Source organism: Stakelama pacifica, from assembly GCF_004361835.1.
Lineage (GTDB): Bacteria > Pseudomonadota > Alphaproteobacteria > Sphingomonadales > Sphingomonadaceae > Sphingomonas > Sphingomonas pacifica.
The window spans coordinates 14931-38224 of sequence record NZ_SNWD01000010.1 but is presented as its reverse complement, the minus strand read 5'-3'; the positions used below and the strand labels follow the sequence as shown (position 1 = coordinate 38224).

15 protein-coding genes are annotated in these 23294 nt (G+C 60.8%); 9 read left to right on the top strand and 6 right to left on the bottom strand.

All coding sequences use genetic code 11. The features are described 5' to 3' along the window. Positions 1–332: 332 nt before the first annotated feature. The gene (locus EV664_RS13650) at positions 333–3188 is read left to right on the top strand and encodes a TonB-dependent receptor (RefSeq protein WP_229668272.1); all 2856 of its coding nucleotides are present in this window, start codon (positions 333–335) and stop codon (positions 3186–3188) included. 349 nt (positions 3189–3537) lie between these two features. Here the strand turns inward: EV664_RS13650 and EV664_RS13645 are convergent, their stop codons facing one another. Together EV664_RS13645 and EV664_RS13640 are read right to left on the bottom strand one after the other, a co-directional pair. Continuing rightward, on the bottom strand, positions 3538–6411 hold the full coding sequence (locus EV664_RS13645; RefSeq protein ID WP_244923136.1) for a TIM-barrel domain-containing protein: 2874 nt from the start codon (positions 6409–6411) through the stop codon (positions 3538–3540). Between the two features lie 47 nt (positions 6412–6458). After that, positions 6459–8072: a DUF5597 domain-containing protein gene (locus EV664_RS13640; protein ID WP_133496355.1), complete on the bottom strand. Its 1614-nt coding sequence runs from the start codon at positions 8070–8072 to the stop codon at positions 6459–6461. Positions 8073–8299: 227 nt separating this feature from the next. Between EV664_RS13640 and EV664_RS13635 the strand changes: the two genes are divergently transcribed. The 5 genes from EV664_RS13635 to EV664_RS13615 all read left to right on the top strand — a co-directional run bounded on the left by EV664_RS13635 (position 8300) and on the right by EV664_RS13615 (position 13209). After that, on the top strand, positions 8300–9061 hold the full coding sequence (locus tag EV664_RS13635) for an IclR family transcriptional regulator (RefSeq protein ID WP_229668271.1): 762 nt from the start codon (positions 8300–8302) through the stop codon (positions 9059–9061). A gap of 157 nt (positions 9062–9218) precedes the next feature. Next, on the top strand, positions 9219–10046 hold the full coding sequence (locus tag EV664_RS13630; protein ID WP_133496284.1) for an SGNH/GDSL hydrolase family protein: 828 nt from the start codon (positions 9219–9221) through the stop codon (positions 10044–10046). 27 nt (positions 10047–10073) lie between these two features. Beyond that, positions 10074–11714, top strand: coding sequence for an alpha-L-fucosidase (locus EV664_RS13625; protein WP_133496283.1), 1641 nt, complete (start codon positions 10074–10076; stop codon positions 11712–11714). Further along, complete coding sequence (locus EV664_RS13620) at positions 11711–12007, top strand: UxaA family hydrolase (protein ID WP_133496282.1); 297 nt, start codon at positions 11711–11713, stop codon at positions 12005–12007. Before EV664_RS13625 ends, EV664_RS13620 begins: the two co-directional genes overlap by 4 nt. Further along, a complete protein-coding gene (locus EV664_RS13615) occupies positions 12007–13209 on the top strand; it encodes a UxaA family hydrolase (protein WP_133496354.1) in 1203 nt (400 codons plus the stop codon). Before EV664_RS13620 ends, EV664_RS13615 begins: the two co-directional genes overlap by 1 nt. Before the next feature lie 27 nt (positions 13210–13236). On the opposite strand, the gene EV664_RS13610 is transcribed toward EV664_RS13615, so the two are convergent. Together EV664_RS13610 and EV664_RS13605 are read right to left on the bottom strand one after the other, a co-directional pair. Further along, entirely contained in the window at positions 13237–14742 is a 1506-nt protein-coding gene (locus tag EV664_RS13610; RefSeq protein ID WP_133496281.1) for a chemotaxis protein CheW, read from the bottom strand. Beyond that, a complete protein-coding gene (locus EV664_RS13605) occupies positions 14739–17195 on the bottom strand; it encodes a methyl-accepting chemotaxis protein (protein ID WP_188656437.1) in 2457 nt (818 codons plus the stop codon). The genes EV664_RS13610 and EV664_RS13605 overlap by 4 nt, the downstream gene beginning before the upstream one ends. 408 nt (positions 17196–17603) lie before the next feature. Between EV664_RS13605 and EV664_RS13600 the strand changes: the two genes are divergently transcribed. Next, the gene (locus EV664_RS13600) at positions 17604–19412 is read left to right on the top strand and encodes an SLC13 family permease (protein WP_308423533.1); all 1809 of its coding nucleotides are present in this window, start codon (positions 17604–17606) and stop codon (positions 19410–19412) included. A 25-nt stretch (positions 19413–19437) separates the two neighbouring features. On the opposite strand, the gene EV664_RS13595 is transcribed toward EV664_RS13600, so the two are convergent. Next, positions 19438–20364 (bottom strand): restriction endonuclease, encoded by a 927-nt coding sequence (locus EV664_RS13595; RefSeq protein WP_133496279.1) that lies wholly within the window; start codon positions 20362–20364, stop codon positions 19438–19440. Between the two features lie 97 nt (positions 20365–20461). Next, positions 20462–20965 carry a GNAT family N-acetyltransferase gene (locus tag EV664_RS13590; protein WP_133496278.1) on the bottom strand — a complete coding sequence of 168 codons (504 nt, stop codon included), beginning with the start codon at positions 20963–20965 and terminating at the stop codon, positions 20462–20464. A 440-nt stretch (positions 20966–21405) separates the two neighbouring features. On the opposite strand from EV664_RS13590, the gene EV664_RS13585 reads away from it, so the two are divergent. Both EV664_RS13585 and cysS read left to right on the top strand, forming a co-directional pair. After that, positions 21406–21699, top strand: coding sequence for a hypothetical protein (locus EV664_RS13585; RefSeq protein ID WP_133496277.1), 294 nt, complete (start codon positions 21406–21408; stop codon positions 21697–21699). Positions 21700–21793: 94 nt separating this feature from the next. Further along, positions 21794–23251 (top strand): cysteine--tRNA ligase, encoded by a 1458-nt coding sequence (gene cysS / locus EV664_RS13580; RefSeq protein ID WP_133496276.1) that lies wholly within the window; start codon positions 21794–21796, stop codon positions 23249–23251. Positions 23252–23294 lie beyond the last annotated feature (43 nt).

Here is a 23294-nt window from a genome sequence, read left to right as displayed (position 1 = left end):
GACCTGCTCGGCGGCGCGATCGGCCGCAACAGCATCCGCGAAGGGGGCGTGGAATAGCGATGCTAGCGCTATCGCACCGATGATAGCTGTGCCCCGATTCGGGATCATGATCCTCTCTTTTCTCCAGACACTCTCGCGATTTGGTCGAATTTTCGGGCAAAATCATCGCGTTTCGGTTGCGTTACCATTCACCGCTGGTGAGCGCAATTTTCAGATATGAATTAGCTGATAAATAATCTAAGAGCGGTTCGATCGGGGCGATTGCGCCGATTGACAATGAGACGATGCAGCACCGTCCCGAAGGATCTGCACGCACCACAGGGAGAGAGAAATTGACCCACGCCACCGCGCGCACTCGCCGCGCATCCGCATATTTCACAGCGACTGCATCGCTCGCCGCGCTGCTCGTTACCGGCTGGTCGAACGCTGCGTTCGCACAGGACAGCACGCAGGCCGCCGATAGCGGCAGCACAGCCCCCAGCGGCGACGACACCGCAGCGCCGGTTCAGGGCACAAGCGATCAGCCGGTTTCGGATATCGTCGTCACCGGCGTTCGCGCCAGCCTTCAGTCCGCGCAAAGCATCAAGCGCAATGCGGGCCAGATCGTCGATTCGGTCGTTGCCGAGGATATCGGCAAGCTGCCCGACCGGAACGTTGCCGAAGCGCTGCAGCGCATTACCGGCGTTCAGATTCAGCGCAGCTATGGCGAGGGCAGCTCGATCGCCATTCGCGGGCTGAGCCAGGTTCGTACCGAGATTAACGGCCGCGACGTTTTCACCGCCAATGGCGGACGCTCGCTCAGCCTTGAGGATGTTCCTTCCGAACTGCTCGCCGGGATCGATGTCTATAAGAATCCGTCGGCTGAGCTGATCGAGGGCGGCATTGGCGGCCTCGTCAACCTCCGCACGCGCAAACCGTTCGATTTCGACGGCTTCAAGCTGTCGGCGAGCGCTGGCGTCAATTATTACGATCTGTACGGGAAGAGCAAACCGCAGGCGAACCTGCTGGTTTCCAATCGCTGGGACACCGGGATCGGCGAAATCGGCATTCTTGCCGATGTGGCGTTTCAGAAGACCGCATTCCGTCAGGACCAGATTTCAAGCGAGCCGTTTTTCCGCCTTTTGCCATCGGATGCCGAAGACGCCGCAGTGCTCGCCGGGCTGGGCCGCACGGGACAGGAAACCTATCTCGCCCATGGCACCGGCATCGGCCAGTATCTCGGCGATCGCCGCCGTCTTGGCGTCGATGTCGCGGTGCAGTGGCGCCCGACCGATACGCTGCAATTCACCGGCGAATATATCCGTTCGGACTATAAGTTCCAATATGGCGACTATAGCTTCTTCGCCTATACCGGCGATGCGGACATCACGCCGGATTATACGCAGCCCTTCACCTTCGACGATGCCGGCAATTTCCGTTCAGGCACGTTCGTCAACGTTCCGATCAACGCGAATACCAGCCTGGAACGGCGCAAATCGGTCACCAATGACTATTCGCTGCACGGCGTGTGGAACCCGACCTCCGATCTGGAGGTAAGCGGTGACTTCCAATACATTCGCGCGAACACCGACGGGCAGCGTTCGATCGTGATCCTGTCCTCGACCGCCGAACGGTTCCGCACGTCGGTCGGCAACGGCGTCCCCACCATGTTCATTTATGGCGACGACGATCCGACCAACGGCGACGGCTCGACCACGAATTTCGATAATTATCGCAGCGGCGGCGGCTATCTCGATCATATCGAGCATTCGGTCGGCACCGAATATGCCGGGCGCTTCGATGTGAAATACCAGCTGCACGGTGGATTCCTGCGCGCGCTGGAGGGCGGGCTTCGCTATACGGATCGCTCGGCGATCACCGATAGCAGCACCTATGCCTATTACGGCATTTCCACGCCGCTGCCCGACTCGCTGCTGGAGGTACGCCCGTTCCGCGGCGAGCTGTATCGCGGATATCAGGACGTTCCGGTCGGGGCGGTGTTCTTCAACCGCAACACCGTGCTCGATTACGATGCGACGCGCGAAGCACTCGCGCCCTATGTCGCGGACAGCCAGCGTCAGGCGCTGCTCGACGGCGTCGGCTATGTGCCGAGCGACCGCAACACGCAGGGCGAGAACACTTATACCGCCTACGGACTGGTCCGTTTCGGCAGCGATGATTTCGCGGTGCCGTTCGACGGCAATCTGGGCGTTCGTGTCGTAAAGACCAAGGTCAACACCAGCGGCTTCCAGGTCCGCACGCCGCAGGTGCAGGTCGGCACCGATAATGAGGGCAATCCGCTCTATGGCAATGGCGACGTCGTCTATCAGCCGATCAGCGTCGATTCCGACTATACCAAGGCGCTGCCCAGCCTGAACCTGACCTTCCACCTCACCCGCGAATTGCAGCTGCGTCTCGCGGCTTCGGAAGCCCTTTCGCGGCCGAGCTTCACGCAGCTTAACCCGAACATCAACATCGTCGAATATAATCCGACCGGCCAGCGCCGGGAGGCGTCTTCGGGCAATCCCAGTCTGCGGCCGCTGACCGCGAAGCAGCTTGATGCCAGCCTTGAATATTATTTCGCCAGCACCGGCATGGTCTATGGCGCAGCCTTTTACAAAAAGGTCGATGGCTTCATCGCCAATGTCGTCGATCAGGAAACCTACACGTTCGGCGACAACAGCTATGTCTACAATGTGTCGCGCCCGGTGAACGGCGATAACGGCACGATCAAGGGCTTCGAAGTCGGTGGAAACACGTTCTTCGACTTCCTGCCGGGTATCTGGTCGGGCTTCGGGGTGCAGGCCAATTTCACCTATGTCGACAGCAAGGCACCCAGCCCGGATGCCGAGGATAATGAGGGCAATCCGATCCTCGTGCCGCTCGAGCAATTGTCGAAATACAGCTATAACCTTGTCGGTATCTATGATCGCGGGGCAATATCGGCGCGCGTCGCCTATAACTGGCGCAGCAAATATGTCGTGACGACGCGGGGCAACGGTTCGGGCAATCTGCCGATCTTCAACGCGCCGCGTGGTCAGCTCGATGCCTCGATCACCTACACCGTGAACCCCAATTTCGCGATCACGGTCGACGGCATCAACCTCACGGATACCGAAAACCGGACCTATTACGGCATCGAAAGCCGCCCGCAATCGTCGGTTCTAAACGATCGCCGGGTGAGCCTCACCGCACGCATCACCTACTGATCGCGGACACCATAATCCTCTCCCCTCTGGGTCGGAGCCTTCGGGCTCCGGCCCTTTTTTTGCGGAGAAACACCGACTACAAAAAAGGGTGCCGGTCTTACGACCGACACCCCTTTTGCTGGCTAATACCGACCTGCGTTGATGTGGACCCATCCGCGTATTGCGATCCTCGCCACCAGTCGTCACCCCAGCGAAAGCCGGGGTCTCCGGGGCTTGGGGAGAACGGAGCAGTATACGTGCAGCAGATGCCAGCTTATGCTGGCATGACGGCTGGGGGATGAGTCGCCATCCCTGCAGATTGGTATAACCAGCGGCCACGCTCCGCAGCAAAGCGCGGCCGCTCTTGCCTTTATCGCGGACGGCGAACCGTCATCTCGCTGCCGCTATAGGTCGCGGTCGCATCCGCCTTTCCGTCCAGATCGAGCGCGCGGCCCGGCGTGATCCACCGGATGCGGATCGCGCGGGAAGCGAGCATATTCTCATATCCCTTGCCCTCACGCGCGCCCAGCGTCACCGTGCCGCTGGCATCGTCATAGCGGATCGGGATGCGGCTATATTCGCCGGTGCGATATCCTTCGCTCGTGCCGTCATCCTCATACAGCGCGAAGCTGCCGTCAGCGCCAGTATAGATGTTGAGCGTGATCGGCGCATCGGGCTTCTGATCGACATATTGCTGCACCGGTCCCATCGGCACGATCGATCCTGCACGAACGAAAAGCGGCATGCGTTCGAACGGCGCATCGACGGTGACGCTGCGTCCGCCGGTCACCCGCTCGCCGGTATAGAAATTGTACCAGCCGGTCGAACCGCCGGGCAGATAGACCGAACGGCTGCGCGCCTTATATTCGGTTACCGGCGCGACGAGGAAGCTGTCACCGAACAGATATTCGTCCGCAACATCGCGCGCCTGCTTGTCGTTCGGATAGTCCATGACGAGGCCGCGCATGATGCTGCCGTTATCGAACCAGGTATTCGCCGCCTGCGTATAGATATAGGGCATCAGGCGGTAGCGAAGCTCGTCATACCAGACCATCGACTTGCGCATGTCGGAACCGTCCGGCGAAATCTCGTAAATCTCGCGATACGGAAATTCGCCATGGCTGCGGAACAGCGGGCTGAACGCGCCGAACTGGAACCAGCGCAGGTTCAGCTCGCGCCATTCGTCGAGATCCGCCGGGTTGGGGTTCTTTGTCGAATAGCGATCTTCAAGCGCGAAGCCCCCAATATCGTGCGTCCAGTTGGGAATGCCCGACATGGAGAGGTTCACGCCCGCCGAAATCTGCGCGCGCAGATCGTACCAGCGGCTCGCCACGTCGCCCGACCACAAGGCCGCCCCTGCCCGCTGCAACCCGCCGAACCCCGACCGGGTCAGGATGAACGGGCGTACATCGGGCTTATATTTGCGCCAGCCGTCATACACGCCCTCGGCATGGATCAGCGGGAAGCTGTTAAAATATTCGGCTGCCGGACCCATCGCGTTCGGGCCCATCGTTTTGATGCGGTTTTCGATCGACAGGTTGGAATGGATGTCGGGCTCGGTCGCGTCCATCCACCAGGCATCGACGCCCAGCACCGCGAGCTTGTCCTTCATCTGTCGCCAATAGATTTTGCGCGCCTCGGGGGCGTAGGGATCATAGTCGGTGTTCAGATACCCTTTACCGACCCAGTCCTTGTTCCCCATCTCCAGATTGCCGTGATAGGTATATCCCTTGGCATCCAGTTCCTTGTAATTTTCGGTGGTCGGATAGAATTTGGGCCAGACCGAGATCATGAAGTGCGCGTGCAGATCGTGCACCTTGTCGATCATCCCCTTGGGATCGGGATAGCGGCTCTTGTCGAAATCATGGCTGCCCCAGGCATTTTCGGGCCAGTAGAACCAATCCTGCACGATGTTATCGAGCGGGATATCGCGCTTGCGATACTGCTCGACCACATCGACCAGTTCGTCCTGTGTGCTGTAACGCTGACGCGACTGCCAGAAGCCATAGGCCCATTTGGGCATCATCACGGCTTTACCGGTTAGCTTGCGATAGCCCGCAATAACATCGTCCATATCGGTGCCCGGAACGAACCAGTAATTCACGCCATGGCCGACATCGCTTGAGAACCAGACCGAATGACGGTCGGCATCGGCGAGCGGATCATTGTGGAAGAAAGCCATATATCCGGCATTGGGCTCCCATTCGATCCGCACCTTGACCGGTTTGCCCTTGGTCATCGGATATTCGAAATTGGCGTACCAGGGGTTCCAGTTCTGACGCCAGCGGTTGAGCACCTCCTTGCCGTCCATGAAGACCTTGAAATAGCTCGATCCATAGACGCGGAATTTGTGCATCCCGCTCTTGTCCGGGGTCAGTTCGCCGGTCCACACGACCTGCTGTTTTTCGACCGCATTTCCAGCAGTATTCTGGCCGCTATCGGCGGCAACCGTCTTCGCCTTTGCCGCTTCGGGCCAGTTCGCCTGATCCTTGATATATTGATAGTTGATCGTCTGCTCACGCCGCGTCACGGCCAGCTTGTCGCCCAGATAATATTTGGCGGTGAAGCCCGGCTTGCCATCGCTCGTGACCTTCAGCCCCTGCCCCACAAAGGAATATTCCTTCGGGTTGCCGAAGCGGGTGATCGATTCATTATCCCACAGCAGCCCGTAATTGCGCGTCGACACCAGAAACGGGATCGCAATGTCCATATTATGCTGGGCGAGTTCGACATCCTCGCCATTATAGTTCATCTGGCTATTCTGATGCTGGCCAAGGCCATACAGCCCTTCATCGCTGCCGCGATTGAACTGCTGCGACACTGCGACGAACGGTTTTCCATCGATGGTTTCCGGCCGGAAACCGGGCTGACCGCTCTGATCGAGCAGCACGTTGCCGCTCGCGTCGAGAAAGCGAACCTGACCGGTGGCAAGGTCGATATCAGCGGTGTCGCGCGCGGTTTTCAGCAGGACATGGCCGTTCTGATCGGCAATGGTGAATGCGTCCGCTTTGGGGGGCGATGGTACCATCAGGCTGGTGTCGGCCGTCGCGCCTGCCGCTACTTTCGGCGCAGCGATCACATGGAAGATGCCATCGCCATGAACGGTCACCGTGACCTTTGACGCAGTGCCCGTCGCGGGAGTGACCACAACGCCGTTATCGACGCGCGAATAGCTTCCCTTGCCCGTCTGCGCCATCGCCGCCGGGGCCATCGCGCTCGCCGCCATCAGCAGCGAAACCATCATTGCCTTTTTCATTCCACCCGTTCCTTTTTCATTTTTTTCGGCAGCGCTTAGCGATAGCTGCCCATGATGACTTTCAGCAGCACCGGAGAATCGATCAGGTTGATGCCGTAATCGGTCTGGTCGCCATTCCAGATGCGATCCATGACCCATTTGCCGTCAGCGAAATGCCCCTGTTCGACGCGCACCATGATGCCGTTGGCCGGCCCGTTTTCGGCAGCGGAAAAATTCACGCGAACATGGTCGCCGGTCAGCAGAAATTCGTTCGCCGACAGCTGCGCAACGACCAGCCCGCCGACCGGTTCGTCCGCCCATGCGGGCGGCGTCTGGTCGAGAAAGTCCCAGTCCTTTTGTCCGAACTGCCATTCGCCATAGCTGGTCGCGATCTTCCAGTTCCCCATGACGGTCGACTGCCCCGCACCGTCATCGGGCTTCGCCACGCCCCAGGTCGGACGGGTCAGCGCGATCCGTCCCCATTCGCTACCCATCGCTTCGAATACGGCATATTTGGACGCGAACGCATCGAGCGTCGCCTCGTCCAGCGCCTTCGCGCCGAGCGGATAGTTGAAATAGCCGGTGTCATCCATGCCGAACGGCGCAAAGCCGATCGCGCCCAGCCCCATAGCCGGGTAGAAATAGCGCGCATATTCGCGGGCATTGCCGATTTCGGGTACCATCAGCGGGTTGTCGGGGCGGGCATAGGCCTGAAGATAGGCGTCCACATCCTTACTCTTGCGATCGTAGATATCGGGCGCTTCGAAATCGATCGCGGGCGCTGCCGCTTTCCAGATATCGATAACATCCTGTTGCGGCCCGCCGCTCGCCACCGCATCGGGCGCTGGCGTTTTGAACGGGTCAGAAAGCGCCGCATTCACATACATGGGAAGCGGCTTCACCGCTTTGCCGGCCGCCGCAATCTCGTTGATATAGCGCGCGATATACCACGTGTTGAATGCGCGGTCGGCCTGATCGCCGAAGACTGCGGCCCACGTACCTGCACGCTTGCCCAGCGCTTTCACCAGTTCAGCAGGAACCGGCCCGTTGAACAGCTTCTGCGCTTTGTCGCCATAATCACGCGGGTTACGATAACTGCCAACCTCATTTTCCGGCTGGACGAGTATGACCGTATTCTGCGGGTCATGCTCCTTCAGATAGGTCATCAGCCGGACAAAGGCGCGCTTGTCCGCCTCCAGCGTCGTCCGATGCATCGGCGACAGGGCGTAATGATCCTTGCCGTCCTTGGTCTTCATGCGCGGGAAACGGCTGTTGTTCAGCTTCACCCAGTCGGGGGTGTAGCCGGGCGCAGTATTCTTCCATGTCGCGAACCACAGCAGCACGACTCGCTTGTCATGCACGCGCGCCTGTTCGAGCAACGTCTGGACGAAGGAGAAGTCGAACTTCCCTTCCTCCGGCTCGATCTGCTCCCACGCCACCGGCACCTCGACCGTATTGGCGTGGATGCGGTCGAGCACGGGCCAGACCTTCGGCAGGGAAAAGGCATAGTTGCTGGAATTATTCACCTGTCCGCCAAGGATGGTGAAGGGCTTTCCATCGACGATCAGCGCATGGCGCCCCTGCTTCGTCTCGATATGCGGCAGCGGCGATCCGGACTGGGAAAGCGCAGGTGTGGCAGCGAACAGGGCCGTAGCGGCACCGGCCGCCATGGTCAGGCGTGTGAACAAATCTATCCTCCCTATGGGCGTGGGGCCGTTACCCTCAACCGCGATCAATACACGCTATGTTAGCGCTCCCCTAATCTCCGCGACCCTCGTTCAAGCCGAGATAGATTTCAAGGATAAATCATATCTTTGCCGGTGGGTGACATTCGGTGGCGTTCGCTTACCGGTCGGCGCTAAGCTGCGATCGGGCAACAGAGGATGATACAGGCAACGTGACCACCGATCCGAAATATCGCGCACCTGCGCTGGAAAAAGGGCTTTCGATTCTTGAGGCGCTGGCGAATGCGCGTTCGCCGATGAGCATGTCGGAAATATCTACAGCGCTTTCCCGGTCCCGAAATGAGATTTTCCGGATGCTGCAGGTGCTGGAGGACATGCATTATATCAGCCGCGATCCGACCGGCTGCTATTCGCTGACCAACCGATTGTTTGCGCTCTCGATGCGCCAGCCACCGATTCGCGACCTGTTGTCGCTCGCCTTTCCGCTGATGACCGGCCTTTCGGAAGAGGCGGGTCAGTCCTGCCACCTTGCCGTATCCTCCGGCACCGAAATGGTCGTGATTGCCCGCGTCGAAGCGCCGGGACTGCTCGGTTTTACCGTGCGCGTCGGATATCGCCGCCCGCTGCATCAGTCCGCATCGGGGCTTACCCTGCTGGCGTTCGAACCGACGCGGCGTCAGGCGCAGATGATCGATGAGATCGGAACGATTAACGATGCAGAAGCACGCAAGGCGCTGATCGCAGAGCTGCGCGATATTCGGGAGGCAGGATTCATCGTTCGTGAAAGCGGGGTGATCAACGGCATCGTCGATATGTCGGCCCCTATCATTGCGGCCCGCGAAACGCGCGCCGCTCTGACCATTCCCTATGCAAGTGGCGAAGGCGCAAAGCTCGACCGGGAGACGACCCGCGACCTGCTGATCCGAACCGCGCGGGCAATTTCCCATGCGCTTGAGGGGACGGCGATCGAGTGAAATTGCGCCGCCGCTCGCCATTTACTGATGCACATATGATTTATATTCGAAACATGCATTTGCTAATCGGCGTGATGCGCGTAGCATTGGCATCAAAATAGGGCGCAGCAACCGGTCGCTATCCCGGCACGAAAGGCGTCTCTGGAGGAGGATCACGATGAAACCGAAATATCGAAACGCCGCCTGTTCGCTGCTGGCGCTTGCCGGAATTACCAGCCTGTCCCTTGCCGGCAGCGCTCAGGCGCAGGTAAAGATTCCGGGCGATCCCTATGCCGACGATCCCGCTGGCATTGTCGCTGATCCGTGCCCTGCCCACCCCACACCCACGAATGGCGCAGGGTGGCAGGCGTGGAACCTCCATATGCTGACCCGCGATTTCGGGCAGCTCTGCCGCTACCGCGCGGCCAATGCCGAGCTGAAGGCCAGCGGAAAGCCGGTGCGCGTCGTTTTCATGGGCGATTCGATTACCGATAATTGGATCAATCTCGACAAGGATTTCTTCGTCGATGGCCGCGTCGATCGCGGCATCAGCGGCCAGACCACACCGCAAATGCTCGTCCGGTTTCGCGAGGATGTAATCGACCTGAAGCCTCAGGCAGTGCACATCATGGCGAGCACCAACGACATTGCGGGCAATACCGGCGCAGCGACGCTGGAAACGGTCGAGGGCAATATCCGGTCGATGGCCGAACTGGCCAAAGCGCATGGTATCAAGGTCATACTGGCGTCCGTTCCGCCCGCCGCCGCATTTCCCTGGGCGAAGGACAAGCAGCCTGCCCCGATCATCGACAGGATGAACGCATGGCTGCGCGACTATGCGAAGCGCAACGGCTTCACCTATGTCGATTATCATGCCGCGATGACGACACCCGAAGGCGGAATGAAGGATGGCCTGTCGAGCGACGGCGTGCACCCTACCGCCAAAGGCTATGCGGTGATGGAGCCGCTAACGCGCGCCGCGATCCGCAAGACACTGGGCAAATAAGCGGGCAATACGAACGGGGGCAAGCGCATGGCACTGGAAATCGGGCGACGTTCGGTACTGGCCGGAATGGCGGCGATGGGTATGGCGCGCAATGCGCTCGCCGCCGGGCCGCTGGCATTGAAACAGGGACCGGTTCAGGCGAACTGGCCCTCGCTGGTCGACAATTACCGCTATCCGGAATGGTTTCGCGACGCGAAGCTTGGCCTGTGGGCGCATTGGGGCCCGCAATCGGTTCCCGAACAGGGCGACTGGTATGGCCGCTTCATGTATATGCAGGGCCATCCGATGTACGAACATCATCTGAAAACCTATGGCCATCCGTCGAAAACGGGGTTCATGGATGTTCAGAACCGGTGGACCGCCGACCGATGGGACCCGGATGCGCTGATCGCGCGCTATCAAAAGGCAGGCGCCAAATATTTCGTCGCGCTTGCCTGCCATCACGACAATCTCGATTGCTATGACAGCCGCTATCAGCCGTGGAATTCGCTTCGCGTCGGCCCGAAAAAGGATGTCGTCGGCATCTGGGAAAAGGCGGCACGCAAAGCCGGCCTGCGTTTCGGCGTATCGAACCATGCCGCGCATAGCTGGCACTGGTATCAGACCGCCTATGGCTATGACCCCGAAGGGCCGCTGAAGGGCGTTCGCTACGATGCCTTTCGCCTGACCAAAGCGGACGGCAAAGGCCAGTGGTGGGAGGGGCTGGACCCGCAGCAGCTCTATACCGGCGCGCATATCGTCGCGCCCGACGGTATCGATTCGATCGATGCGATGAACGCGTGGCATGAGAAACATGACGGCCAGTGGGTCGAACACGGCCCGCCAAACGATCCCGCTTATGTCTCCAAATGGCTGATGCGCCAGATCGATCTGGTCGAGAAATACAGACCGGACCTTGTGTATTTCGATGATTACCGCCTGCCCTTCGGCTCGGTCGGGTTGGAAGCGGCGGCGGATTATTACAACCGCTCGATCGACTGGCATGGCAAGATCGACGTTGCGCTGACTGCGAAGAAGCTGAAACCCTGGGAGCGGTTCGGGGTGGTCGAGGATGTCGAGCGCGGCTTTGCCGACCGTATCTGGGACGAGCCCTGGCAGACCGATACGTGCATCGGCGACTGGTTCTACAATATCGCACGGCTCAAAGATCGCAGCTACAAGAGCGCCGAACAGGTGATGCAGCGGCTCGCCGATGTCGTGTCGAAGAACGGCAATCTTCTGCTCTCCATCCCGCAGCCGGGCGATGGCAGCATCGACAGCGAGGAAGAGAAAATCCTCGACCGGATGACCGACTGGATGGCGATCAATGGTGAGGCGATCTTCGCATCCCGCCCCTGGCATCGCTTCGGCGAAGGTCCGACCACGCTGAAAACCGGCATGCAAAACGAGGCCGAGCAAAAGCCGTTCACCGCGGAGGATATCCGCTTCACCACAAAGGGCGAGACGCTGTACGCAATCCTGCTCGGCTGGCCGCGCGGCGAAACCATCATCAAATCACTGGGCGCCAGGGCTTTGGCCGGTCGCCGGGTGGAGCGCGTGACGCTGCTGGGCGGCGGAACGATCAGCCATCGTCAGGATGGCGACGCGCTGCGCTTTCGCCTGCCCTCCGACGCCGGAGAACGCTTCGTGCCGGTGCTTCGTATCGACGGAAAGGGACTTACCGCATGAAGCTTGTACTGCTTCACCCCGACGACAATATCCTGATCGTCACCGCTGCGCTGGCACCCGGCGATACGGTGGAGATTGAGGGGCAGAATGTAACCATTGGGAAAGCCGTCGATATCGGCCACAAACTCGCCCGGCGCCCCTTGCAGGCGGGCGACAAGGTCTATCGCTATGGCGCACCGATCGGGTCGATGACACAGGCCGCACAAACCGGCGAGCATGTCCATCTCCACAATATGAAAAGCGACTATATCCCCACGCATTCGCGCGATACGGTCGAGCAAAGGAACGCATGATGATCCCAGCCTGGCAACGTAAAGACGGCCGCAAGGGAATCCGCAATGTCGTGGCGGTCTGCTATCTCGTCGAATGCGCGCATCATGTCGCGCGCCGGATCGTCGACAAGGCGGATCGCACCGATGTCCAGCTGATCGGCTTTCCCGGCTGCTACCCCAACAGCTATGCCGACAAGATGATGAAGGCGATTGCCGCCCATCCCAATCTGGGCGGGCTGGTGATCGTGTCGCTCGGCTGTGAGAGCTTCAATCGCGAAGGGCTGGCGCGCGTTGCAGAAGCGAGCGGGCGGCCGGTCGAAACGCTGGTCATTCAGGAAGTTGGCGGCACGGCAGCCACGATCGAAGCGGGACTTGCCGCTGTGTCACGCGTTCGCGCCGAGGCGGACAAGGCAGAGCGCACGACCATGGCGGTCGATGAACTGGTCATCGGTACGATCTGCGGCGGGTCGGACGGGACCAGCGGCATCACCGCCAATCCCGCCGTCGGCCGCGCCTTTGACCGTTTTGTCGACGAAGGCGCAACCTGCATCTTCGAAGAAACCGGCGAACTTGTCGGGTGCGAGGCGATCATGGCGGATCGCGCAGTAACCCCTGAACTCGGCCGCGAACTGATGGCATCGGTGCAAAAGGCGGAACGCTATTACACCATCATGGGCTTTGGCAGCTTTGCGCCGGGCAATGCCGAAGGCGGGCTGACGACGCAGGAAGAAAAATCGATGGGCGCCTATTCCAAATCGGGCAGCTCGCCCATTTCGGGCATCGTACGCCCGGCCGAAATCCCGCCGTCGAACGGCCTGTATCTGCTCGATGTCGTGCCCGATGGCGAACCGCGGTTCGGCTTTCCCAACATTTCCGATAATGCCGAGATTGTCGAGCTGATCGCGTGCGGATCGCATGTCGTGCTGTTCACGACGGGGCGAGGATCGGTGGTCGGGTCGGCGATCTCGCCGGTCATCAAGATTTGCGCGAACCCCGATACCGCGCGCCGCCTTGCCGCCGATATGGACGTCAATGCGGGCCGCATCCTCGACGGGGAAGCGACGCTCGATGCGGTCGGGACCGAAATCTACGAACGCACGCTGGCCGTGGCAGGCGGCGAACCGAGCGTGTCCGAAGCGCTGGGGCATCAGGAATTCATCCTGACCTATAAGAGCTTCGAACCGACCGGCCCCGCCTGCCTCCCCCGTGCCCGCGCCGCCTGAACCTCCCGGCGACGCGGCCGCTCCTGCCTATGCGCCGGCGCGCGCGCCTTCGACCGGTACCGCCGGCGAAGGAAGCGCGCGGGCAGGCGCGGCGCCGGTCATTGACAGGCGATCGACCTCCTCGGCCAGATCATAGAGCGGCACTGCCTTTGCCGCCCCGCCGACCCGCGCCTGAATGAAGCGTCCCTGCCCCGTCGGGCCGGGGCGGCGCTGTTCGGCCGCGCGGACGATATTTTCGAGCTTGTCGACGACCAGACCGCTAAACGCCCCCGCCTGTTCGACGATCAGCACCATCGGCTTTTCCGCGCTCCTGCCCTCTTCGACTGGGGATATGCCGAGCAACGGCAGCGGCGTGCCGTTATAGGTGGCCATGCCGCGCAACGCCGAACCCGGCGACTGCGCGCCCGATTGCTGATCGGGCAAGGGGATGATCTGCTTCACCGTGGCGAGCGCAGCGGCACAATGACGCCCCCCCATGCGGAAGATGACATAAGCCTGTTGCATCCCGTTCCCTTGCGCGCCGGAAATGACGCCGGGTGCGGTTGTCGCTTCAGCCTTCACCTCGCGGGACAATGCGCCGAGCATTCGCAACCGTGGGTTTGCACGCAGCGCATCAGAATCGAAATACAGGCTTTGCAGCCCTTCGCGATCGCGCACGGCCCCGGCGAACAGCGTCAGCCGTTCGGCGAGCGCCCCGGATAGCGGGCGAACCGAATCGCTGTCGAGTTGCCGGATCGACCGCACCCGGTCGATCCGGATACCGAGCAGGCATTTTTCGTCGAGCTTCACCACGATGATCGCACCGCCCTGCCCTTCGGCCGCGCTTCCGGAAAGGTCGAACAGCGTCAGATCCTCGACCACGGGCACTTCGAGGCCGAGATAATGCACCACCCCCGCCCATTTGCTGGCCGGTGCCGGGCTCGGGCGCAACTGCACGCCGGGCAGCGTCGCCACGACAATCGCTGCGTCGATGGCGAGATGGGTGTCAGCGACCGACACCAGCACCGCCGAGCGGGTGTCGCTGCGCAGCCGCCGTTTGGCATCGCTGCCGGTTTCGACGGCATGTGCCACGCCGGGAAGCGCAAAGATCGCTTCGGCATCGATCAGCCCGACCAGCATGTCGCGATGCGGGAAGCTATGGCCGATAATCTGCGCCGGGCCGGGCTGGGACCGGTGAAAGGGCTGGACCCGCTCGCCGGGAATGCGGGCAAGCCCCGAAACCAGATCCATGACCAGGCCGATGCGGCGATCCTCATGCCGCAGGATCAGCACCACGCCCGATCCACCGCTGCGCGGCGGGAAACCCAGTCGCGGGGCGATATCGAGCACCGGGATCACCTGTCCCCGGATCACGATCCCGCCGATGCAATCCGCGTGCCCGGTAAAGTCCGGATAGAGCGTTTCGGGCAGCGGCACGACTTCGCGAATATGCGTGGCCGCGACGGCAAGATCGCGCCCGCACAGCCGCATGATCCCGACATCGAGCGCGGACCGTGCGGACGCGGCGTTCACCGGGACGATGTCGGTGCTCATCCGTGCGCCCGGGTGGTCGAGGCGAGTTCGCCGATCATGCCGATGACCTGCATCGTCAGCTGTTCCTGAGTCACCGCAGCATCCGCGATCTCGCTGATCGACCGGCTGGTCCTGCCGACGCTCTTCACAATCCCCTCGAACGCCTGATGCGCGCTTTGCGACCGTTCGGTGCCGTGCGCGACTCGCTCGCTCGATTCATCGATCAGCTTGGCGATCTCGCTCGCGGCATCGGCGCTGCGCTCGGCGAGCTTGCGAACCTCCTCGGCCACAACCGAGAAGCCGACTCCGTGCTCGCCCGCCCGCGCCGCTTCGATCGCAGCGTTGAAGGCCAGCAAGTTGGTCTGGCTCGCCAGTTCGCCGATGACATCGACGATCTTGGCAATCTGAGTCGAGGAACGGCTGATCAGATCGATCGATTCGATCGCGTTGCGGATCGATTCGCTGCCTTCGGTCGCCGCGCCCTGTGTTTCTTCCGCCACTTCGCTGGCACCGCGAGCGCCGTTGGAGATGGTTTCGATCGCCTGAGTCAGTTGCTTGACCATGCCCTGCATTTCCTGGCTCTTGGTTGCGATCCGCTGCTCCAGCTCGACCTGGGCGCTGATGTCATAGGCATGTTTGATGACGCGTACCGGGCGACCCGACAGGTCACGTACCGCGCTGTAGCTGGCCTGAATATGCACGTCGCGGCCATATTTGCCGAGCCGGTGGAACCGGCCCGAATGCGTCTCGCCCGAATTCAGGCGGCGCCAGAAATCACCATATTCCTGCGTTTTGAGATATTCGGGCAGGCAGAACATGCTGTGATGCTGACCCACGATCTCGCGCAGCGTATACCCCATCACTGCGAGGAAATTATGATTGGCGGTCAGGACATTGCCGTCCAGATCGAATTCGATCGTCGCCTGACTGCGCTCGATTGCTTCCAGCCGGTTCTCGGTCTCGATCGACTTCAGCTTATCCTCGGTCACGTCCATGGCATAGGTGACGAGTTTATAGGGTGTGCCGCACAGATCGAGGATCGGATTGACCGTCGCGCGAATCCAGACCTCGCGCCCGCCCTTGGCGATGCGCTTGAACTCGCCCGACAGAAATTCGCCCTGCGACACGCCTTCTTCGCGCTGGCGATAGCCTTCGCTTTGCGCGACCTCCGGTTCGACCAGCATCCGCTGATCCTTGCCGCGCAGCTCCTCGATCGAATAGCCGACCATTTTGAGGAAATTGTCATTGGCGTCGAGGATCGTACCGTCGAGCATGGTTTCGAGCACGCATTCGGCGCGGCTGATCGCGTCGACCTTGCCCTGAAATTCCAGCGTGATCTGCTTCGCTTCGGTCACGTCATGGGCATATTCCACAACCTTGGACGGGCGGCCGTCCAGATCGAAAATGGGGTTGAAGCTCGACAGCACCCAACGCTGACGTCCCTCTTTGTCGGAGCGCAAAAAGTCGCTGACCTCCGCTTCGCCGCGCCCCATGCGATACCAGAACTGGCGATAATCGCCATGAATATGACAGCCGGGATGGCTGGTATCCTGATGGTGAAGACCGATCAGCTCGTCCGCGCGATATCCCAGCATCTTTGCAAAAATATCGTTTGCGAACAAAATCTTGCCCGTCATGTCATATTCGACGACGCCGCGATAACGACCGATCGCCTCTACCTTGCCCTCCGCTTCGGCCGCAGCGAGCCGCTGCGCCGTCACGTCCATGGCATATTTGACGATCTTGATCGGTCGCCCGCGCATATCCATGATCGGGTTATAGGTCGCCTGAATCCAGATTTCCCGGCCGCCCTTGGCCACCCGCTTAAATGCTCCGCTCTGATATTCGCCGCGTCCCAGCGCTTCCCAGAACTGGGCATATTCGCCGCTGCGCGCATGTTCGGGGGTGCAGAACAAACGATGATGCTGACCGACAATCTCGTCGAGCTTATAGCCGGTGATTTCGAGGAAATTTTTGTTGGCGCTCAGCACATTGCCGCCAAGGTCGAATTCGACCACCGCCTGAGCGCGGCTGATCGCTTCCAGCACGCCCTGCTGCATGATGCTCTGCTGGCGCGTTTCGGTGACGTCCATCGCCAGCTTGACGATATGGCTGACGCTGTCGCCATCCATCACCGGGAAATATTTCGCGCGAATCCAGACTTCCCGACCGTTGCGGGCGAACCGTTTGAATTCGCCGTCCTTCGCCGCACCGCTGCGCAGGCTCAGCCAGAATAATTCGTAATCAGCGCTTTTGGTAAAAGCCTCTTCGCAGAAGATGCTGTGATGTTGCCCGATCACTTCTTCGGGCGCATAGTCCATCAGCTTCAGAAACAGGTCATTCGCGCGCAGGATCGTACCGTCAGGCGCAAATTCAATCACCGCCTGCGAACTGTCGAGCATCTTGCCCAGTTCGCGAAGGCCGCGATCCTGGGTCGCCATATCGAATTGCTTGCTATCTGCCTGAACCGTCATATTCACATCCGTCTCTGAAAGTGACCGATACAGCAAAGCGCACATCGTCGATGTTGCGCCGATTGAAGCATCGACAGGGCATTATAGAGGGCGCCGGGGCGACGGACGGTGCGAAGACCAAGAAAATCGTTTTGATGACAGCACGATAGCCGGCACCGGCGATTTCCGGGCAAATATGCCGGTGCGTCGTCGGCATTCCTGCGGGAGAACGGAGCGGAACCTATTTGCCCGTCGACGCTTTGGCGATATCCAGTCCTTGCGAACATCATGTCGCCGGGCCGGGCGCTGCGATCAGCGTCATGCGATCGGCCACTGACAGACAAGGGATGAGATGCAACGATCCGGGCTGAACGCCATCCGGCAACAACCCTGCCTTCCCCGCCACGCGGACCATCGGGAATCGAGCCGGTGATCGCTTTCCTTCATCAGATGATCGCTGATCATGGCGCTGTGATCGGGCTTGTCCTGCTGATCGCTCTGTTCGTCCTGTTCGCGACCGAACGCATGTCGCCTGTGGTACTGGCGGTGGCGGGCGGCGTCGCGATGATGGCGCTCGGCTTCGTATCGCCCGATCAGCTGCTGGGTGTGTTCGGCAATCCGGCACCGATCACTATCGGCGCGATGTTCGTGATATCGGGCGCGCTGCTGCGTACCGGCGCGCTGGAGGAAGTATCGGGATGGGTCATCCGGCGAACCCAGCGCCGCCCGCGTCTCGCACTCGCCGAAATCGGCGGCGGTACGCTGCTCGCCTCGGCATTCATGAACAATACGCCGGTCGTGATCGTGATGATCCCGATCGTGAAGCGGCTGGCGCGGTTGCTCCAGATGTCGGCGACCCGCCTGCTGATTCCCCTCTCCTATGTATCGATTCTGGGCGGGACGCTGACGCTGATCGGTACCTCGACCAACCTGCTGGTGGCCGGGGTCGCGACGTCGCATGGTCAGCCGGCATTCGGCATTTTCGAAATTACCGGTGTCGGTGTCATCGTCGCGCTGGCGGGTATCCTGTTCCTCGCCATTCTCGGTCCGATCCTGCTGCCCGACCGCGAGCCGGTGGGCCTTGCCGAACAGGGCGAAAGCGACAGCTATCTTTCGCATCTTCTTGTCAGTCCCGAGAGCGGCTTTATCGGCCAGGTGATCGGCGAAAGCGCGCTTTCGCGGCGCGAAGGCATCCGCATCATGGCGGTTCAGCGCGGACTGACCCTTTATCGCCACGATATCGAAGCGCTGGAGATCCAGAGCGGCGATCAGTTCGTTGTCGCGGCGAGTCCGTCGGAACTCGCCAGCCTCGCCGAAAGCCCGGATTTCCGTGTCGGTCTGACCGGCATGGGCGGCGGCATCACGATGAGCGGCCCCGATCGCGACAAGGATGCGAAGCTGATCGAGGCGGTGGTGTCGCCTTCGCACCCGATCATCGGGCGGCGGCTGGCCGATATTCCGTTGCTCTCACGGCTGAGGCTACGCGTGCTGGGGCTGTCGCGCCCGCGCCATGTCGCCGGCCCCAGCCTTGCCGAAGTCCGCGTCCGTGCGGGCGACCGGCTGCTGGTCGCGGCCGCGCCGGACGCCGCCAGCGCGCTTCAGGGCAATGCCAATCTCGCCCAGGTCACCCGGGCGCCGGCCCGCGCGTTCAAGCGGCGAAAAGCGCCGATCGCCATCCTGACGCTCGCGGCGATCGTGGGGCTTGCCGCTGTCTTTGCGCTCCCCATCGAAGCCTTGGCACTGGGCGGCGTTGCGATCGTGCTCATCACCCGGTGCGTCGAACCGGAAGAAGCCTGGGGCGTGATCGACGGCAATACGCTGGTCCTGATCTTCGGCATGCTCGCCTTCGGTATCGGGCTGCAAAATGCAGGGACGGTCGAACTGATCGTGCGATGGGCACAGCCCATGCTGACGCACGCTTCGCCCCTGATGCTGCTGATCGGGGTCTATGCGCTGACCAGCCTGCTGACCGAAACGGTCACCAACAATGCCGTCGCCGTCATCATGACCCCGATCGTGATCGGTCTGGGCGACGTGCTGCACGTTGATCCGCGCCAGATGATCGTCGCCGTGATGTTCGGTGCCAGCGCCAGCTTCGCCACGCCGATCGGCTATCAGACCAACACGCTCGTTTACGGCGCCGCCAATTACCGCTTCACCGACTTCGTGAAGATCGGCCTGCCGCTCAACATCGCAGTCGGCCTGACCGCGTGCGTAGCGATCAGCTGGTTTTTCTGAATTTGCGGGCGAAGGCGGTCGCGGATCATCCCAACGCTTCGCCGAAAAAATCCTCGTCAATCCGTTTGATGGCGACTGTACGCGAAACGCGGATACCGACGTCATGTTCGATCATCAGGTCGGTCAGCCGGCTCCCGTCGATCAGGATTACCCGCTGGGGTATCTGCGCAACATAATCGCGCGCGCCGGAGCTGAACTTCGACGTTGTCACGAACACGCCCTTATTGGCGCCGAACCCGACCAGACTGCCGACAAAGGCCTGCACTTCAGGCCGCTGGACGATGTTGGTCTGATAGCGTTTGGCCTGAACATAGATACGATCAAGGCCAAGCCGGTCCTCATCAATCACGCCATCCACGCCGTTATCGCCGCTTTTTCCCAACCGCAGCGCAGCATTCCGGTGGTTGCCGCCATAGCCCATGGCGACCAGCAGGTCGACGATGATCTGTTCGAAGAAACCGGGCGAATTATTCAGAATACGCTGCAACAATTCGCTGCCCAGCGCCGATTGCAGAACATGGTGAGCCGCATCGATCTGCTCCTCCGGCGTCGCGGGTGAATCGGCGGCAGATTGCAAGGCAGGTTCTTCGGCTTTCGGCTTATTGCTCGCCCCGGCATGGTAGAAATCGACAAAGGATGAATATTTTTTCAGAACATCATTGTCGATTGCCGGGAGGTTTCGCGCCAGCAGTTTGCGGCCTTCTTCGGATGCCGTAAACACGCCCTTTTTCGGGCTGTCGATCAACCCGGCCTTCGACATGTAGAATTTTGCCCAGTGAATTCGGTTGTGCAATATCCGCTGCCGTCCACTCGGCAGAAGTTCGTTCTTTTCCGCCTCGCTCAGATTGAAATCTTCAGCGATTATCTCGGCGGCCTGCGGTACGCGCATTTCGTTGGTGGCTGCCAGTTTCAGGACCGGCAGCATGAGCGTTTGATAGTCCGGAATTGCCACTCTTATCCCCTCCGCGCCGCAATATTCCACGCGGCCGGGCGATCTGCAATATAGCGGCGCGGCAAGAGCAACCCGGAGCGCAGCGTCGCGCCCGATATTACAACGTCCGGCTGACCAGCATGAGGGTTGAATCGCCGGGATAGCTTTCCAGCGCAAAGCCCATCTCGTGCTCCAGATTCAGCGCCGCATGATTTTCACGGCTTTCGATCGATTCGACCCGTTTGACGCCGCGCTCGGCAGCGGCCTCGGTAATCAGGCGGAGCATTTCCCAGCCGATCCCGCGCGCTTTGAAATCGCGGTCGAGTACCACGGCGACTTCACCGCGCTCCATCGCGGCATCGCAGGCAAGCATTGCGGTCGCGACGAGCCGCCCGCTTTCCTCTTCAAAACCAAGCAGATTTTCAGTTTGCCGATGATCGATATCGGTCATCGCGGCGATCTGATCCGCGCCGACCTTGCGCACGCTCGAAAGAAAGCGGAATCGCAGATCTTCGGGCGATACGTGTTCGAAAAATTCATCCAGCAGGGCCGAATCGTCTTTCTCCGCCGCCCGGACGGTGAGGCGAACGCCACCGCTGGTCGTTACCTGCTGCTGTGTCATGATATTTTCTCCATGCGTCGATCTATGCGGGCATGCGATGCAGCCGCGCGGTGCCGGACGCCATCCGATATTCTCCGTATAGGCGTCCGGCATCAACGCCGGGGGTTACGCGCCTGACCGTCTAGGGCTGCCATAATCCGGCCTGCCGCCGTCGCTGTCGGGATAGTCTTCCGGCGTCACACTGCTCTGATTTTCGACGGCGCCGCGATCTTCTACCTTGCGCGGTTTTCCATTGTCCCCGGTTTCGCCCCTCGGCTTATGCGGTTCGTTTTTTGCCATGACCATGCTGCCTTTAATTCTGCTGTCACGGGCTAAGCGAGCGGACGACGCAATGGGTTCCGTCCTGCGACAGGTTGGAACGGCTTTGCCACGGGGACGTTCGCTTGCCAAAGGACATAGTGACGAGCCAGCCATTTTCCCGTGATAATACAGGAGCATATATGACCGACATCGCCATTACCCATCCCGTCGAACGCATCGCCCGCGTGCTGTGCGCGCAGGATTATAGCGAAAAAGGCGAAGGGCTGGGCTCCGGCCGCGGCGCTGCCATTTCGGCTGCGGTCAGTTCGCATTGCGATCATGGCTGGCGCGAGGAAATCGTCCGCGCCGCCGAAGTCCTGCGAACGCTGCGCGAACCCACCGAGGACATGGTGAAAGCCGGTGAAGCGGCGGGCGGCGGTGCTGCCGACGTCTGGAACGCGATGGTTCGCTCTGCGCTCGGCGAGGCGGAGTGAGCCTCCCTGATCGGCGGCGTGAGCCAAAGCGGCCATTCGCGCAGCGCCGATTTTCCTTTGCGCGAGCGCAGCGCTTCTGGCTAAGGCAAGCGCCATGAACCGTGCGCCGCTAGCCCTGTATAACAGCCTCTCCCGCAGCATGGAGGTCTTTGCCCCGCTCGACCCCGAAAAGGGCGCGCGCGTCTATTCCTGCGGGCCGACGGTTTATAATTATGCCCATCTCGGTAATTTGCGGGCCTATGTCTTTACCGACACGCTGGGCCGTGCGCTGGTGTGGAAGGGCTACCCCCTTACCCATGTCATCAACATCACTGATGTCGGCCATCTGACGTCCGATGCCGATGCGGGCGATGACAAAATGGAGGCGGCGGCCAGAGCCAATCAGCAGAGCATCTGGGATGTCGCTGCCCATTATACCGCTGCGTTCAAAGGCAATATCGAAGCGCTGAACATCCGTCAGCCGACCCGATGGTCGGTCGCGACCGATCATATCGAAGAAATGATCGACTTTGCGAAGCGGATCGCGCCCGATCATTGCTACGAAATCGACAGCGGCCTGTATTTCGATGCCACCACCGTCCCTGATTACGGCAAGCTGGCCGGAGCGCGCGATGATGCCGGCGAAGGGCGGATCGACCCGGTCGCGGGCAAACGTCATCCGCAGGATTTCGCGATCTGGCGCAAATCCGCTCCGGGCGAAAACCGCCAGATGGAATGGGACAGCCCCTGGGGCAAGGGCGCACCGGGATGGCACCTCGAATGCTCGGTGATGAGCGAGAAATATCTCGGCTTTCCCTTTGACATCCATACCGGCGGCATCGATCATCGCGAGATTCATCACCCGAATGAAATTGCGCAAAATCAGGCATTTTGCAGCTGCATGGATGCGCAGCCCGGCTTTACCGGCGCGCATTTCTGGATGCACAATAATTTCCTCGTCGATCGCAGCGGCAAGATGTCGAAATCCAAGGGCGGTTTTTCGACGCTCTTTTCGCTGATCGATGCGGGGCTTCACCCGCTCGCGTACCGGCTGATGTGCCTTCAGGCGCATTATCGCAGCGAACTGGAATTCGGGCCGGATCATGTCCTTGCCGCGCTCACCCGGCTGAAGCGGTTGGTCATCGCCGTTGAGGGACTGCGCGCCAAAGCGGAGCTGGGCGAAGAGCTCCCCTCACCGGACGAAAGCGTTGCCGCCGAACTCGACGCGGCAATTTCGGAAGATCTCAACACGCCCAGGGCGCTGACCCTGCTCGAAGCGATGCTCGCCGACAAGAAACGGTCTGCTTTTGAACGGCTCGGCACGTTGCAGGCGTTCGACAGTCTGCTCGGCCTCAACCTGCTCGAACTGCGCCGGGTCGATCTCAGGATTCAGCCGCGCAATGCGACGATCACCGAAGCGGATGTGCGCGATAAGATCGAAGCGCGGCAGGAAGCGCGCAAAGCAAAAGATTTCGCAGCTTCCGATGCGCTGCGCGATGAACTCGCTGAAGCGGGGGTCGAAGTCATGGACGGCGACCCGCTTGGATGGGACTGGATCGTCCGGCTGAGCTGATGCAGTACGCCGCCCGTCCGCGCAAATGCTTGCGGGCGGGCGG

Bases quoted from the DNA above. Each gene is read 5' to 3' on its own strand.
- EV664_RS13645 (WP_244923136.1), bottom strand. From the start codon at position 6,411: ATGATGGTTTCGCTGCTGATGGCGGCGAGCGCGATGGCCCCGGCGGCG.
- EV664_RS13640 (WP_133496355.1), bottom strand. From the start codon at position 8,072: ATGGCGGCCGGTGCCGCTACGGCCCTGTTCGCTGCCACACCTGCGCTT.
- EV664_RS13630 (WP_133496284.1), top strand. From the start codon at position 9,219: ATGAAACCGAAATATCGAAACGCCGCCTGTTCGCTGCTGGCGCTTGCC.
- EV664_RS13625 (WP_133496283.1), top strand. From the start codon at position 10,074: ATGGCACTGGAAATCGGGCGACGTTCGGTACTGGCCGGAATGGCGGCG.
- EV664_RS13620 (WP_133496282.1), top strand. From the start codon at position 11,711: ATGAAGCTTGTACTGCTTCACCCCGACGACAATATCCTGATCGTCACC.
- EV664_RS13615 (WP_133496354.1), top strand. From the start codon at position 12,007: ATGATCCCAGCCTGGCAACGTAAAGACGGCCGCAAGGGAATCCGCAAT.
- EV664_RS13610 (WP_133496281.1), bottom strand. From the start codon at position 14,742: ATGAGCACCGACATCGTCCCGGTGAACGCCGCGTCCGCACGGTCCGCG.
- EV664_RS13605 (WP_188656437.1), bottom strand. From the start codon at position 17,195: ATGACGGTTCAGGCAGATAGCAAGCAATTCGATATGGCGACCCAGGAT.
- EV664_RS13590 (WP_133496278.1), bottom strand. From the start codon at position 20,965: ATGACACAGCAGCAGGTAACGACCAGCGGTGGCGTTCGCCTCACCGTC.
- EV664_RS13585 (WP_133496277.1), top strand. From the start codon at position 21,406: ATGACCGACATCGCCATTACCCATCCCGTCGAACGCATCGCCCGCGTG.
- cysS (WP_133496276.1), top strand. From the start codon at position 21,794: ATGAACCGTGCGCCGCTAGCCCTGTATAACAGCCTCTCCCGCAGCATG.